Raw genomic sequence first — 13,749 nt, 5'->3', positions numbered from 1 at the left:
CGCGTCCACTGTGCAGTTCTCAAACAACAACCAGCCACCCACCACCCCGCCACATACGTGCGAGTTCACCGGGACCGGCACCGAAGACCCAGCCAAGCGGCCATGCCCTCAGACACCCAACAGCGCGCCCGGCACGACTCCCCCACCCACACCTTCCACACTCCGAAGAGCAGTACCAGCGCAAACAGTTGAACCGTGCCGAATAGTCAACGTTCCACCCATGAGCAACCACCGTCAGACACTCGCTGACGTTGTGGCCCCTGACTGCCTTGCGGCAGCAAGATGCTCCTTAGAAAGGAGGTGATCCAGCCGCACCTTCCGGTACGGCTACCTTGTTACGACTTCGTCCCAATCGCCAGTCCCACCTTCGACGATTCCCTCCCCACAAGGGGGTTGGGCCACCGGCTTCGGGTGTTACCGACTTTCGTGACGTGACGGGCGGTGTGTACAAGGCCCGGGAACGTATTCACCGCAGCAATGCTGATCTGCGATTACTAGCAACTCCGACTTCATGGGGTCGAGTTGCAGACCCCAATCCGAACTGAGACCGGCTTTTTGAGATTCGCTCCACCTCACGGCTTCGCAGCTCATTGTACCGGCCATTGTAGCACGTGTGCAGCCCAAGACATAAGGGGCATGATGACTTGACGTCGTCCCCACCTTCCTCCGAGTTGACCCCGGCAGTCTCCTGTGAGTCCCCGTCACCCCGAAAGGCACGCTGGCAACACAGAATGAGGGTTGCGCTCGTTGCGGGACTTAACCCAACATCTCACGACACGAGCTGACGACAGCCATGCACCACCTGTACACCGACCCAAAGGGGGACCCTGTCTCCAGGGTTTTCCGGCATATGTCAAGCCTTGGTAAGGTTCTTCGCGTTGCGTCGAATTAAGCCACATGCTCCGCTGCTTGTGCGGGCCCCCGTCAATTCCTTTGAGTTTTAGCCTTGCGGCCGTACTCCCCAGGCGGGGAACTTAATGCGTTAGCTGCGGCACCGACGACGTGGAATGTCGCCAACACCTAGTTCCCAACGTTTACGGCATGGACTACCAGGGTATCTAATCCTGTTCGCTCCCCATGCTTTCGCTCCTCAGCGTCAGTATCGGCCCAGAGATCCGCCTTCGCCACCGGTGTTCCTCCTGATATCTGCGCATTTCACCGCTACACCAGGAATTCCGATCTCCCCTACCGAACTCTAGCCTGCCCGTATCGAATGCAGACCCGGGGTTAAGCCCCGGGCTTTCACATCCGACGTGACAAGCCGCCTACGAGCTCTTTACGCCCAATAATTCCGGACAACGCTCGCACCCTACGTATTACCGCGGCTGCTGGCACGTAGTTAGCCGGTGCTTCTTCTGCAGGTACCGTCACTCTCGCTTCTTCCCTGCTGAAAGAGGTTTACAACCCGAAGGCCGTCATCCCTCACGCGGCGTCGCTGCATCAGGCTTTCGCCCATTGTGCAATATTCCCCACTGCTGCCTCCCGTAGGAGTCTGGGCCGTGTCTCAGTCCCAGTGTGGCCGGTCGCCCTCTCAGGCCGGCTACCCGTCGTCGCCTTGGTAGGCCATCACCCCACCAACAAGCTGATAGGCCGCGGGCTCATCCTGCACCGCCGGAGCTTTCCACACCCTTCCCATGCGGGAGGATGTCATATCCGGTATTAGACCCCGTTTCCAGGGCTTGTCCCAGAGTGCAGGGCAGATTGCCCACGTGTTACTCACCCGTTCGCCACTAATCCACCCCGAAAGGCTTCATCGTTCGACTTGCATGTGTTAAGCACGCCGCCAGCGTTCGTCCTGAGCCAGGATCAAACTCTCCGTGAATGTTTACTCGGCCAGCAGACGAATCCACCACCGGTACAACACCACGAGAGCGGAACCAGGAGAGGAATAATCCCCCGGTTCACAGCGTCCTCGCTGTGTATTTCTTCAAAGGAACCTCAACCCACCGGAAACCCGGTAGGTCGGGGTATCAACATATCTGGCGTTGACTTTTGGCACGCTGTTGAGTTCTCAAGGAACGGACGCTTCCTTTGGATTCCCTTCCGGGTTTCCTCCGGGCGCTTCCCTTTCGGTGTTCACTACGTTAGCGGGTTTTCCCCGAGACTCATAATCGAGTCAGTGGAAGTCGATTTTCGGCGTGCCGAAAACGACCCCGGTTCTGGGGTACGTCGTAGGTAGTGAGTGGCCGCTTCGGGGGCGCTTTCTTCAGACCTTCAGGTCCGTGGCAAGCCGTCCCGTTTCAAGCGACTCGAACTACATTAGGTCGCAGCCCGGGCCGCGTCAAGTCCTGGCTTGCGGTGCCTCGGCTTGTGTGGCCGATACGGGCTGACCGTTGGGTCGTCGCTCAGCCAGAAGCGCCAGGGGTGGTGGGCGCCGTCGCCACCGACGCCCGTGCGGGGGCCGCTGCGTATGGCGCTGGGAGGACCCGGTTCACCTGCGAGGACGCTGAGGGGAGCGCTCTGGTCGTGGGTGCACAGGTCGGTGCCGTCCAAGGTGCGGTCCACGGCGAGGGCTGTGGCCAGGCGGGCGGGGCCCTTGGCCAGTTCTGTGTCCTTGCGGGCCTTGGGGCGGCGCTGCCTGGCCTGTTCCTCTCCTCGCACCACCTCGCCCGCGCGCAGGAGCACACCGCTGGCGTGGCCCTCGGGACCGCAGACGAGGTTGAGGCTCCACCACATCCCGTAGATGAAGTAGACGTAGGCGTGCCCCGGGGGTCCGAACATGGACGCGTTGCGTGCTGTCTTGCCGCGATAGGCGTGGGAGCCCGGGTCGGCCTCGCCCGCGTACGCCTCGACCTCCGTGATGCGCAACTGCAGCCGGCCCTCGGGCGTCGTGCGTACCAGGGTGCGTCCCAGAAGGTCGGGGGCGACATCCAGGACGGGGCGGTCGAAGAAGCTGCGTGTTACATACCTGTGGCCGCCGGTCGTGCTGGGCTTGCGGTCTCGGCCTGCGATCATGCCGTCCGAGCGTACAAGAACGCGGTGCGTTCCCGGATGGGGAGGAAATCGGATGGGATTCAAGAAGCTGTTCGCAAGCATGGGCGTCGGCGGTGCGTCGGTCGACACCGTTCTGCACGAGCCGAACGCGCTGCCCGGAGGGGTGTTGCAGGGCGAGGTACGGATCCAGGGTGGCTCGGTGGCCCAGGAGATCGAGTCTCTGTCCGTCGGCCTTCAGGCACGGGTCGAGGTGGAGACGAACGACGGGGAGATGAAGCAGAACATCGAGTTCGGGCGGCAGCGGCTGGGCGGGTCGCTCACCCTTGAGGAGGGGGCCAGCCACGTGGTGCCGTTCGGGCTCGAGGTGCCTTGGGAGACGCCCATCACCACGTTCCTGGGGCAGCAGCTCGTGGGCATGGAGATCGGTGTGACAACCGAACTGTCGATCGCGCGGGCGCTGGACTCGTCCGACCTGGACCCGGTGAACATCCACCCGCTGCCGGCGCAGCAGGCGATTCTCGACGCTTTCGGTGCGCTGGGCTTCCGCTTCAAGTCGGCGGACATGGAGAAGGGGCGCATCCGTAATACGCGGCAGCAGCTGCCCTTCTACCAGGAGATCGAGTTCCACGCGCCGCAGCAGTACCGGGGGCTGAACCAGGTCGAGCTGTCGTTCGTGGCCGACTCCCGGGGCATGGACGTGGTGCTGGAGATGGACAAGAAGCCGGGGCTGTTCGCTGAGGGCAGTGACTCTTTCCGGGCGTTCCCGGTGGACTTCAACACCTTCGACCAGACGGACTGGACGGCCTACCTCAACCAGTGGCTGGCCGAGGTCGGCGGCAAGCGGAACTGGTTCTGATCCTCCGCTCCCCGGTCAGCCCAGGAGGACTGTGAGGGGGGTGTCGCGTACCGCCCAGAAGCCGACGGCGGCGGTGAAAACTTCGGCCGCCGCCGCGGCATCCTCCGGGTCGGCCAGCTCGAAGCTGGACCATCCGGTGGCGAGGATCAGGTATCCACGGGTCGTGCCCCACCAGCTCAGGTCGGTGAGGAGGTCGGCGAGCGCGTCCCAGTTGTGGCCGAAGTAGTCGGGCAGCTCCAGGCCGGCGGCGCAACGTTCCATGAACTCGCCCTTGTTCGTGGCGCCCGCCAGGTCCACCACGGCGTCGACCCAGCCCGCCGCCTCCGCCTGCATCAGGGCGTCGGGCCCCACCGAGGGGAGCCGGTAGACGCCGGGGGGTACCGAGGCGTCGAAGAGGCGGGGCAGGTCGGCTTGGGGCAGCTCGGGCAGTTCCACGGGGCTGGTCATGGTCGCACCACCGCTTCGGGGTCTCGTCGTGGTCACTCACCGGAGGGCGCTGACGGCCGAGCATGGGGCTGGAATGTACTGCGCGTGCCGCCGCACGACGCCATGGTGGCAAAGAGAGGCGGTCAGGATCGTTAGGCTGGCCGGTACAGCGATTCGCGTGACGAGGAGGTTCTGACGTGACCGACCAGCAACGGCGCCCGCTCCCCCATGATTTCCACCCTCCGGTGCCTTCGTTCCGGGTGACGAGTGATGACCTGGCGGACGGCGGCCATCTGGGTTCCGCACAGGTGTACGCGGAGGGTAACACCTCGCCCCAGCTGAGCTGGGAGGGCTTCCCCGAGGGGACGAAGAGCTTCGCCGTGACCTGCTTCGATCCCGATGCCCCGACCGGCAGCGGGTTCTGGCACTGGTCGGTGTTCGACATTCCGGTCTCGGTGACGGAGCTGCCCACGGGCGCCGGTACGGGGGACCTTAAGGGGCTCCCACAGGGGGCCGTACATGTCCGGAACGACTTCGGTACCAGGGATTTCGGCGGGGCCGCGCCGCCTCCGGGTGACGGACCGCACCGTTATGTCTTCACTGTGTACGCGGTCGGCAATGAGGAGCTGGGGCCCGACGCGGACGCCTCGCCGGCCGTCGTGGGCTTCAATCTGCGCTTCAAGACTCTGGCCAGGGGCCATCTGATCAGCGAATACGAGATCTCCGCGAGCTGAAACGGAGGGGCCGGGCGCCGGGCGGGTCCCGGTGGGATCGTCCGCGCCCTGCCTGATCTTCCATGTCCTGAAGCAGTCCTTGCCGAAGAATTCCGTTGCGCCGCGCCTTTCGCGCGGCGCAACGTGTGTAGGGGCAGTCGGCACCGCGTGCGGTACATCAACCGCGGCGGGGGCGGTCGTGCGCGTGTCAGCGCCGGTCGTCTGCCGGAGTCCGGCCGGGGGCCGGACGGCCGCGTCGGCTGCCTTTCACCTTTCGCTTTTGTCCGCCATTTCCGGCTTATGCCTTTCTTCCTTATGCCTTTCTTCCGTCCCTTCCTGTACGGTTGACCGCTCGACTGTTTCGCTCCTCTTCGGCTATTCGCGCCCCTCCATTACGGGGCCCTTCATCTGCCGTACAACGTAGGGAAATTGCGTTGTCGACCTGCGGAGACGAGGGCACAGTGGTGCCAGCCCGCCGCCGGAGCGGGCAGGCATATGGGAGGTGGTCGGGATGCGGGAGACCTTGGTCCTCAACGCGAGCTTCGAGCCGCTGTCGACGGTGTCGCTGCGGCGTGCGGTAGTGCTCGTGATGCGGGAAAAGGCCGTCGTCGAGCAGTCGCATCCCGGCCTGCGGGTGCGTGCGACAAATGTGGAGCTGCCGGTGCCCCAGGTGATCAGGCTTCGCCGGTACGTAAGAGTGCCCTTCCGACAACGGGCGCCGTGGTCGCGGCGGGGTGTCCTGATCAGGGACCAGCACCGGTGCGCGTACTGCGGACGCCGGGCGACCACGGTCGATCATCTGGTCCCCCGTTCGCACGGTGGCGGGGACACGTGGCTGAACACGGTGGCGGCGTGCGCGACGGACAATCACCGCAAGGCCGACCGTACGCCGGGGCAGGCGGGGATGAAGCTGCTGGTCAAGCCGTTCGAGCCGACTCCCGCCGATGCGCTGCTGCTCGCGCTGGGGCTCAAGGAGGGTGAGTCTCTGCCGGAGTGGCTGCCGCTGCCCTCCTCGCTGCCGGCATCGGCCTGAGCGGGCCCTTCGCTGTCGGGGAGCCGGTCTTACCCGTACGGGTGATCCGTATCGGGGGGGCGTTCAGTGCAGGAGCAGCTGGACGATGGCACAGACGCCGACCGCCACGATCACGGCTCTGAGGACTCCGGGGGCCAGCTTGCGTCCGATACGGGCGCCGAGCTGGCCCCCGAGTGCTGAACCGACGGCGATGAGCAGGACTGCGGTCCAGTCGAAATCGGCGACGAAGAGGAAGAAGACGGCGGCCGTGCCGTTGACGACGGCGCCGAGGACGTTCTTGACGGCGTTGACGCGCTGGAGGTCGTCGTTGATGAGCAGACCCATCAGCGCGAGGTAGATCACTCCCTGGGCGGCGCCGAAGTATCCGCCGTAGACGCTGGAGAGCAGGATGCCGCCCTGGAGGGGGAGGCCCCCGTGGGGGTGGGCTTCGGTGTTGTTGCGCTCGCGGCGACGGCGGACGGCCTCGGCCAGCTTCGGCTGGAGGATGACGAGGACCAGGGCGAGCGCGATCAGCGCCGGGACGATCATGTCGAAGGCGCTGGACGGCAGGTTGATCAGCAGGATCGCTCCGGTCAGCGCGCCGAGGAAGGCGACGGCGCTCAGGCGGAGGACGCGGGTGCGCTGGCCGCGCAGCTCCTTGCGGTATCCGATGGCTCCACTGACCGAACCGGGCACGATGCCCAGGGAGTTGGAGACGTTGGCGGTGACGGGAGGGAGGCCGACCGCCAGGAGCACGGGGAAGGTGATGAGCGTTCCGGAGCCGACGATGGTGTTGATGCCGCCGGCAGCGATGCCCGCCGCGCAGACCGCCAGTGCCTCCCAGATGCTCACGCGTCGCCCCTCGGTGATCGGTGTCAGTGCCACTGATCATGCCCGAGAGGCGACGGCGCCGCCGGTCCGGGGCCGGTGGGAGGCTCTTTCCGGCTCGGCTCAGGAGTCGAGCGGGGGCTGCTCGCGAGGGGGCTTGGTGACGCTCGGGGGGCTGGGCGGGCTGGGGACGCTGGGTGCGCTCGGGGTGCTGCCGCCGCCGGGGCGGAAGCCGTCGAGCGCGCCGCCGAGGCCCTTGAGGGCGTCGCCGATCTCGCTGGGCACGATCCAGAGCTTGTTGGCATCGCCCTCGGCGATCTTCGGCAGCATCTGGAGGTACTGGTAGGAGAGCAGCTTCTGGTCCGGGTCGCCCGCGTGGATGGACTCGAAGACCGTACGGATCGCCTGCGCCTCACCTTCCGCGCGCAGGGCGGCGGAGCGGGACTCACCTTCGGCGCGCAGGATCGCGGACTGCTTCTCACCTTCGGCGGTGAGGATCTGCGACTGGCGGACACCTTCGGCCTGGAGGATCGCGGCGCGCTTGTCACGGTCGGCGCGCATCTGCTTCTCCATCGAGTCCTGGATGGAGGTGGGCGGCTCGATGGCCTTCAGCTCGACGCGGTTGACGCGGATGCCCCACTTGCCGGTGGCCTCGTCGAGGACGCCGCGCAGGGCCGCGTTGATCTCCTCGCGGGAGGTCAGCGTCCGCTCCAGGTCCATGCCACCGATGATGTTGCGCAGCGTGGTGACGGTGAGCTGCTCGATCGCCTGGATGTAGCTAGCGACCTCGTACGTCGCGGCGCGGGCGTCGGTCACCTGGTAGTAGATGACGGTGTCGATGTTCACCACGAGGTTGTCCTGGGTGATCACCGGCTGCGGGGGGAAGGGGACGACCTGCTCACGCAGGTCGACGCGGTTGCGCACCGTGTCGATGAAGGGGACGACGATGTTGAGGCCGGCGTTGAGGGTGCGCGTGTAGCGTCCGAAGCGTTCGACGATCGCCGCGCTCGCCTGCGGGATGACCTGGATCGTCTTGATGAGTGCGATGAAGACAAGCACCACCAGGATGATCAGGACGATGATGATGGCGTCCATCGCCTTGCCCCCTGCATTCTTCAAGAAGGTTGCCGCGTATAAGAGTTGCCGCTCGTATGCGGTTGCTCACGCCATCACATCACGACGGCGGTCGCTCCGTCGATCTCGACCACATCCACCTGGCTTCCCGGCTCGTAGCTCTCCCCCGTGTCCAGCGCGCGTGCCGACCAGACCTCGCCGGCCAGCTTGATGCGTCCGCCCTGCCCGTCGACCTTCTCCAGCACCAGCGCCTGGCGGCCCTTGAGCGCCTCGACCCCGCTCGTCAGCGCCGGCCGCTCGGTGCGCGCACGGCGGGCGATGGGGCGTACAACCAGGATGAGCGCGACGGAGACGATTGCGAAGAGGGCGACCTGCGCCACGGGCCCCCCGCCGATTCCGGCGGTCACCGCTCCCGCGACCGCCCCCACCCCCAGCATCCCGAATTCGGGCATGGCGGTGATGATGAGCGGGATTCCCAGCGCTGCGGCGGCTACGAGCCACCAGACCCATGCGTCCACACGGCCATGGTAGGCGCGCGATCAGCGAAGCGGCAGGCCCTGTGCCGTCCAGCGGCCGTTGTTCTCCTCGACGACCAGCGGAAGTCCGAAGCAAAGAGACAAGTTCCGGGACGTCAGCTCGGTTTCGAGCGGGCCCGCTGCCAGCACCTGTCCCTGGCGGATCATCAGGACGTGGGTGAAGCCGGGAGCGATCTCCTCGACGTGGTGGGTGACCATGAGCATGGAGGGGGCGTACGGGTCGCGGGCGAGCCGTCCGAGGCGGCGCACGAGGTCCTCGCGCCCACCGAGGTCGAGCCCGGCGGCGGGCTCGTCGAGGAGGAGCAGCTCGGGGTCGGTCATCATGGCGCGGGCGATCAGGGTGCGCTTGCGCTCGCCCTCGGAGAGGGTGCCGAACTTGCGGTCGAGGTAGTCGGACATGCCGAGCCGGTCGAGGAAGGCGAGGGCGCGCTGCTCGTCGACCTTCTCGTAGCTCTCCTGCCAGTGGGCCGTCATGCCGTAGGCGGCGGTGAGCACGGTCTCCAGCACGGTCTGGCGGCGGGGCAGCTTCTCGGCCATGGCGATGCTGGCCATGCCGACGCGCGGGCGCAGCTCGAACACGTCGACGGCGCCGAGACGTTCACCGAGGACGGACGCGGTGCCGGAGGTCGGGAAGAGGTAGCTGGAGGCGAGGTTGAGCAGGGTGGTCTTGCCCGCGCCGTTGGGGCCGAGGATGACCCAGCGTTCGCCCTCCTTGACCGACCAGGAGACATCTTCCACCAGAGCACGTCCGTCGCGGACCACGGATACGTCCACCAGCTCCAGTACTTCGCTCATGAGCGCGTTGTCTCCTATTGCAGTCGCGTTTCAGTGCCTGTGGGCACATTCCCCAGGGGAAAACCTACGCCACCGTGTACGGCGTCCGTTCCCTAGGCTTGGTTCATGCTCAAGGAACCTCGCTCGGGGCGGTTGGCCGCCTGGGGAAACGCGCTGTTGGCCGGACTCGTCTCGCCCGATGAGGCGGTCGAGCGGATCGTGGAGGACGACACGCGGCACCGGATGCTGCTTCCGGAGCCGGATGCCGGCGAGGCGGGCCTGACGCTCGCACTTGGACGGCTGCGGGCGCTGGGCGCCTCGGGGCTGCGGGTGGCCCTGCCGGTGCCGGGGCACCCGCTGGGGCTCAGCGGCCCTCCGGAGTTCAACGCGCGGGCCGTGGAGGCCGAGGAGGCGGTGCTGGTGCACGGCGCGGCGCTGGGGCTGGTGCCCGCGGTGTACGAGTCGGGCCCGCCGGGCGGTGGTGCCGGGCCGGAGGACGTGCACACGGAGGTGGTGTGGGAGTGCCTGCCGGTGCGGGAGGCGCCGCCGGCGGATGTGCCGTCGCTGGGCGAGGCGGAGCGGGAGCTGGCGGAGGCGATGCGGGATGCCACCCAGGTGCTGACGCGGCTGGATGTGGCGGGCTCGGGGCCGGTGGCCGACGCGGCGCTGGAGGCGTACCGGGCACGGCTGGCGGCGGGCCGGCAGCTGCTGGCGCCGGGGTATCCGCCGCGTGCGGTGCGGGTGCTGGAGCTGGCGCAGCGGGTGGGTGCGCTGGTGTCGATCGCCTACGGGGACGGTGGTGACGGGAGGGCGCACGGCGGGGCGGTGAGCGCCGCTGAGATGGCCGCGCGCTCCGAGGCCTTGCGGCCCGTGGAGCGTACGGCGCGGCGTGCGCAGGTGGCGGCGTACAACGCGTACGCGGAGGAGATGGAGCGGCGGCAGGAGGAGGGGCTGCCCTGACATCCGGGGGCAGGCCTCCGGCCTTTGGCGCCCGCACGCCGGCGCCCGGCCCCCACGCGGCAGCAGCGGGGCCCGCGGACCTGGTGGTCCGCGGGCCCCGCTGAGGTGGGTGTGCCCGAACGCAGGCGGAATCAGAAGTTCTGCGCGTGGTTCCCGAAGACGGGGTTGAGCACGCCGATGACGCTGACCGAGTTGCCCGAGACGTTCGCCGGGATGTGCACCGGTGCCTGGACCAGGTTGCCGGAGCCGACACCCGGCGACTTGGTCGCGGAGCCGTTGGCGGCGGCACCGCCGTGGGCGAACGCGGAGCCGGTGGAGGCACCCGCCGCGACACCGGCGGCGGCGATGACCAGGGCGGCTTTCTTGACAGTTTTCATGGGAATCTTTCTGTGGAGTCTCGCGAACCCGGGCTGGGGGCTCGCACGTTGAGCAACGTGCCGGGGCGCCGTGCGCCGCCGGTCAGGGCCGTGGCCTCAGAAGTTGGCCGACTGGTTGCCGAAGGCCGGGTTGAGGACGCCGACGACGTTGACGCTGTTGCCCGTGGCGTTCACCGGGACGTGTACCGGGACCTGGACCAGGTTGCCGGAGACGACGCCGGGCGAGTGGGCCGCGGCGCCGTTGGCACCCGCGCCGCCGGTCGCGGAGGCGACGCCTGCTGTCACGGCGAGGATGCCACCGGCCGCCATGGTCACGGCGGCGGCCTTCTTCAGGTTCTTCACTGTGATGACCCTTCTAGCGGACTGCGCCGCGGCACACCGCCGCGGCACGCCATGGAGAACGGGTCATCCGCATAGAGGATGCGCCGAAAAGATGACGACCACACGACGGTATGAATCTCGGGCCGGACGGGAACCCTCCGGCGCGCTCGCTCCCGGCTGATCAGCCCGTCCCTCGTCGATCCGTCGATCCGTCAGCCCGTCAGCCCGTCAGCCCGTCAGCCCGTGCCGGACGGCCCACAGCGCCGCCTGGGTGCGGTCGGACAGGTCGAGTTTCATCAGGATGTTGGAGACGTGGGTCTTGACCGTCTTCTCCGAGAGCACGAGGGCGCGGGCGATCTCGCGGTTGGAGCGGCCGTCCGCTATCAGCCCGAGCACCTCCCGTTCGCGCTCGGTCAGTGAGGGACCTCGTCCGCTGCCGCCCTGGTCGTCGGACAGCAGCGCTCCGGCGACCTCGGGCTGGAGGAGCACATGGCCCGCGTGCACGGAACGGATGGCGCCGGCGAGTGCCTCGGGGTCGATGTCCTTGTAGACGTACCCGGCGGCGCCCGCGCGCAGGGCGGGGACGACGGTGCGCTGTTCGGTGAAGCTGGTGACGATGAGGACGCGTGCCTTGTTGTCGCGCTCGCGCAGCAGCCGGAGGGCGTCGATGCCGTCGGTGCCGGGCATCTTGACGTCCATCAGCACCACGTCGGGGCGCAGTTCCTCGGCGCGGGCCACGCCCTCGTCGCCGTCGGAGGCTTCGCCCACGACCTCGATGTCGTCCTGCACCTCCAAGAAGGTGCGCAGTCCTCGGCGTACGACCTGGTGATCGTCGACCAGCAGCACACGGATCGGGTCAGCCACCGGGCACCTCCATTTCGACAACGGTGCCCTTGGCGGGCTCCGACTGGACGGTCAGCCTGCCGCCCACACCCGCCGCCCTGTCCCGCATGGAGACGAGGCCGAGGTGGCGGCCCGAGCTGCGCACGGCGCCCGGGTCGAAGCCCGTGCCGTCGTCGGTGACGGCGAGGACGGCGCCGGGGCCGCGACGTACGAGGGCCAGCTCCACGTGCGCCGCGTCGGCGTGCCGCAGGGCGTTGTGCAGTGCCTCTTGTGCGACGCGCAGCAGGGCCTCTTCCTGGGCCGCGGGGAGGGCGCGTACGCCGTCGCACTCGAAGGTGACCTCGGCGGTGTGCGCGCGGTCGAGGACCTGGGCCTGGGTACGCAGGGTGGCGACGAGACCGTCCTCGTCCAGCGCGGCGGGGCGCATCTCGACGACGGCGGCGCGCAGCTCGTCCACGGCCTCGGCCGACAGCCGGGCGACCTCGTGCAGCTCCGCCTTGGCGCGGGCCGGGTCACGGTCGACGAGAGCGGCGGCGGCCTGGGCGGTGAGGCGGAGGGAGAAGAGCTTCTGGGAGACGGCGTCGTGCAGTTCGTGCCCGATGCGGGCGCGCTCGCCGGCGATGGTCAGCTCCCGGCTGCGCTCGTAGAGGCGGGCGTTGGTCAGCGCGATGGCGGCGTGCTGGGCGAGCCTGCGCAGGAGTTCCTCGTCGTCCTCGGTGAAGGCGCAGGGCCGCTCGTCGGCGGCGGGGCGCTCGGCCCGCTCGACGGCCTTGTACGCGGCGCGGCGGCCTGAGCAGCGGGGTTTGTTGGCGAGGAAGAGCGCGCCGAGGACCTCTTCGCCGTCGGCGATGGGCATGCCGAGGAAGTCGGCCATCTTCGGGTGCGCCGAGGGCCAGCCGCCGAAGCGCGGGTCCTTGCGGACATCGGCGAGGCGCTGCGGGGTGGCCTCGTGCAGCATCGCGGCGAGGATGCCGTGCTGGCGGGGCAACGGGCCGATGGCCTCCCACTCCTCCTCGCTCACGCCCGCGACGACGAACTGGGCGAAGCCGCCGTGGTCGTCCGGGACGCCGAGGGCTGCGTACTCGGCGCCGAGCAGTTCGCGGGCCGAGGTGACGATCGTCTGGAGGACGTCGCGCACCTCCAGCTGTCTGTTCATGGCGAGCAGTGCCGCGCTGACGGCGGCGAGCCCTGATCGGGGGACCATGCGGCTCACCGTACCGTCGGGGCCCGGAGCGGGAGATCGGGCAGGGGCCGGTCGACGGGCGGTCCGGTGGTCCTAGGACCGACGGCGGAGACGGCCCACGCTGTGAGGACCACCACAGGGCGGTCGGACTTCTACGAGGCCGCTTAGTGGAGTGAACCTTCCGGTGACGGGTGCGTATGGGCTTCCCCAGGCGCTGTCCCACGACGCGGCTTAGTAGCGGGCGCGCGTGGTGACCTTTGCCCCGCAAATTGCGTGTCGCTCAGAAATGTCGCACGCCGCAGAGGTCCGCGGTCCGCGAAACGAAAGAGGTCCGTCGCGTATGTCCGCTCCCGCCCCACGTCGGCGACACCGTCGGCCGCACCGCGTCAGCCGGCTGCAGAAGGTCACCGCTGTCACCGCTGTCGCAGCTGCGGGCGTCGCGGCGCTGACCCTCGGGTTCGGGACGGGGCAGGGCGGCGACGAGAGCGGCATGCCGGTGGCCTGGCAGACCGCGCGGCACAGCGTGGGTGAACAGCGCGCGAGTATCGGCCGGCAATCCGCGCACGCCGACGAGCGGGCCGAGACGGACGCGCAGCGGAGCGCTGCGGCGAAGCGGAAGGCGGCGGCGCGGGACGAGGCACCGGCCCGGAAGGCCGCCGAGGCTCGCAAGCGGGCCGCGAAAGCGCGTACGGCCGAGGCAGCGCGGAAGGCGAAGGCCGCAGAGCGGCGGCGGGAGGCGGCGGCCGAGGCGAGCCACTCGGCCGGGCGGAAGGCGCCCGCGCCCTCGTCGCCGTCAGCATCCTCGTCGCCGTCGTCGCCCTCGTCGTCGCCATCCTCCTCGCCGTCGCCGTCGCAGTCGTCCTCCCCGCCCTCCCCGTCCTCGTCGCCGACTTCCTCGCCGACTTCCTCGCC

The 13,749-nt window shown here is 68.4% G+C and carries 14 protein-coding genes and 1 rRNA gene; 4 read left to right on the top strand and 11 right to left on the bottom strand.

The genetic code is table 11. The features are described from left to right. Nucleotides 1–293 precede the first annotated feature (293 nt). Together OHB04_RS33340 and OHB04_RS33335 are read right to left on the bottom strand one after the other, a co-directional pair. Nucleotides 294–1,822: ribosomal RNA gene (locus OHB04_RS33340) — 16S ribosomal RNA — on the bottom strand. A 437-nt stretch (nucleotides 1,823–2,259) separates the two neighbouring features. Beyond that, nucleotides 2,260–2,955: a DNA-3-methyladenine glycosylase gene (locus OHB04_RS33335; RefSeq protein WP_326808908.1), complete on the bottom strand. Its 696-nt coding sequence runs from the start codon at nucleotides 2,953–2,955 to the stop codon at nucleotides 2,260–2,262. Between the two features lie 52 nt (nucleotides 2,956–3,007). Between OHB04_RS33335 and OHB04_RS33330 the strand changes: the two genes are divergently transcribed. Beyond that, nucleotides 3,008–3,790, top strand: a complete 783-nt coding sequence (locus OHB04_RS33330; RefSeq protein ID WP_326691356.1) for a sporulation protein — start codon at nucleotides 3,008–3,010, stop codon at nucleotides 3,788–3,790. A 15-nt stretch (nucleotides 3,791–3,805) separates the two neighbouring features. Here the strand turns inward: OHB04_RS33330 and OHB04_RS33325 are convergent, their stop codons facing one another. After that, entirely contained in the window at nucleotides 3,806–4,237 is a 432-nt protein-coding gene (locus OHB04_RS33325; protein WP_326691355.1) for a barstar family protein, read from the bottom strand. A gap of 176 nt (nucleotides 4,238–4,413) precedes the next feature. Here OHB04_RS33325 and OHB04_RS33320 point away from each other — a divergent pair, with 176 nt between their 5' ends. Together OHB04_RS33320 and OHB04_RS33315 are read left to right on the top strand one after the other, a co-directional pair. Continuing rightward, nucleotides 4,414–4,950: a YbhB/YbcL family Raf kinase inhibitor-like protein gene (locus tag OHB04_RS33320; RefSeq protein WP_326691354.1), complete on the top strand. Its 537-nt coding sequence runs from the start codon at nucleotides 4,414–4,416 to the stop codon at nucleotides 4,948–4,950. A gap of 490 nt (nucleotides 4,951–5,440) precedes the next feature. After that, nucleotides 5,441–5,962, top strand: coding sequence for an HNH endonuclease (locus OHB04_RS33315; RefSeq protein WP_326691353.1), 522 nt, complete (start codon nucleotides 5,441–5,443; stop codon nucleotides 5,960–5,962). A gap of 63 nt (nucleotides 5,963–6,025) precedes the next feature. Here the strand turns inward: OHB04_RS33315 and OHB04_RS33310 are convergent, their stop codons facing one another. The 4 genes from OHB04_RS33310 to OHB04_RS33295 form a co-directional block, all read right to left on the bottom strand. After that, entirely contained in the window at nucleotides 6,026–6,793 is a 768-nt protein-coding gene (locus tag OHB04_RS33310; protein ID WP_326691352.1) for a sulfite exporter TauE/SafE family protein, read from the bottom strand. Nucleotides 6,794–6,892: 99 nt separating this feature from the next. After that, nucleotides 6,893–7,864: an SPFH domain-containing protein gene (locus OHB04_RS33305; RefSeq protein WP_326691351.1), complete on the bottom strand. Its 972-nt coding sequence runs from the start codon at nucleotides 7,862–7,864 to the stop codon at nucleotides 6,893–6,895. Between the two features lie 74 nt (nucleotides 7,865–7,938). Further along, nucleotides 7,939–8,361, bottom strand: coding sequence for an NfeD family protein (locus OHB04_RS33300; RefSeq protein ID WP_326691350.1), 423 nt, complete (start codon nucleotides 8,359–8,361; stop codon nucleotides 7,939–7,941). Nucleotides 8,362–8,382: 21 nt separating this feature from the next. Next, nucleotides 8,383–9,174, bottom strand: a complete 792-nt coding sequence (locus tag OHB04_RS33295) for an ABC transporter ATP-binding protein (RefSeq protein WP_326691349.1) — start codon at nucleotides 9,172–9,174, stop codon at nucleotides 8,383–8,385. 105 nt (nucleotides 9,175–9,279) lie between these two features. Here OHB04_RS33295 and OHB04_RS33290 point away from each other — a divergent pair, with 105 nt between their 5' ends. Further along, on the top strand, nucleotides 9,280–10,113 hold the full coding sequence (locus OHB04_RS33290) for a hypothetical protein (protein WP_326691348.1): 834 nt from the start codon (nucleotides 9,280–9,282) through the stop codon (nucleotides 10,111–10,113). Nucleotides 10,114–10,244: 131 nt separating this feature from the next. Here OHB04_RS33290 and OHB04_RS33285 read toward each other — a convergent pair whose 3' ends face one another. The 4 genes from OHB04_RS33285 to OHB04_RS33270 all read right to left on the bottom strand — a co-directional run bounded on the left by OHB04_RS33285 (nucleotide 10,245) and on the right by OHB04_RS33270 (nucleotide 12,858). Next, nucleotides 10,245–10,490 carry a chaplin gene (locus OHB04_RS33285; protein WP_326691347.1) on the bottom strand — a complete coding sequence of 82 codons (246 nt, stop codon included), beginning with the start codon at nucleotides 10,488–10,490 and terminating at the stop codon, nucleotides 10,245–10,247. 96 nt (nucleotides 10,491–10,586) lie between these two features. Further along, the gene (locus OHB04_RS33280) at nucleotides 10,587–10,832 is read right to left on the bottom strand and encodes a chaplin (RefSeq protein ID WP_326691346.1); all 246 of its coding nucleotides are present in this window, start codon (nucleotides 10,830–10,832) and stop codon (nucleotides 10,587–10,589) included. A gap of 207 nt (nucleotides 10,833–11,039) precedes the next feature. Beyond that, entirely contained in the window at nucleotides 11,040–11,675 is a 636-nt protein-coding gene (locus OHB04_RS33275) for a response regulator transcription factor (RefSeq protein ID WP_326691345.1), read from the bottom strand. Then, the gene (locus OHB04_RS33270) at nucleotides 11,668–12,858 is read right to left on the bottom strand and encodes a GAF domain-containing sensor histidine kinase (protein WP_326808907.1); all 1,191 of its coding nucleotides are present in this window, start codon (nucleotides 12,856–12,858) and stop codon (nucleotides 11,668–11,670) included. Before OHB04_RS33270 ends, OHB04_RS33275 begins: the two co-directional genes overlap by 8 nt. Between the last annotated feature and the right edge of the window lie 891 nt (nucleotides 12,859–13,749).

It is taken from the genome of Streptomyces sp. NBC_01775, assembly GCF_035917675.1.
Lineage (GTDB): Bacteria > Actinomycetota > Actinomycetes > Streptomycetales > Streptomycetaceae > Streptomyces.
This window is presented reverse-complemented; position numbering and strand designations above follow the sequence as displayed.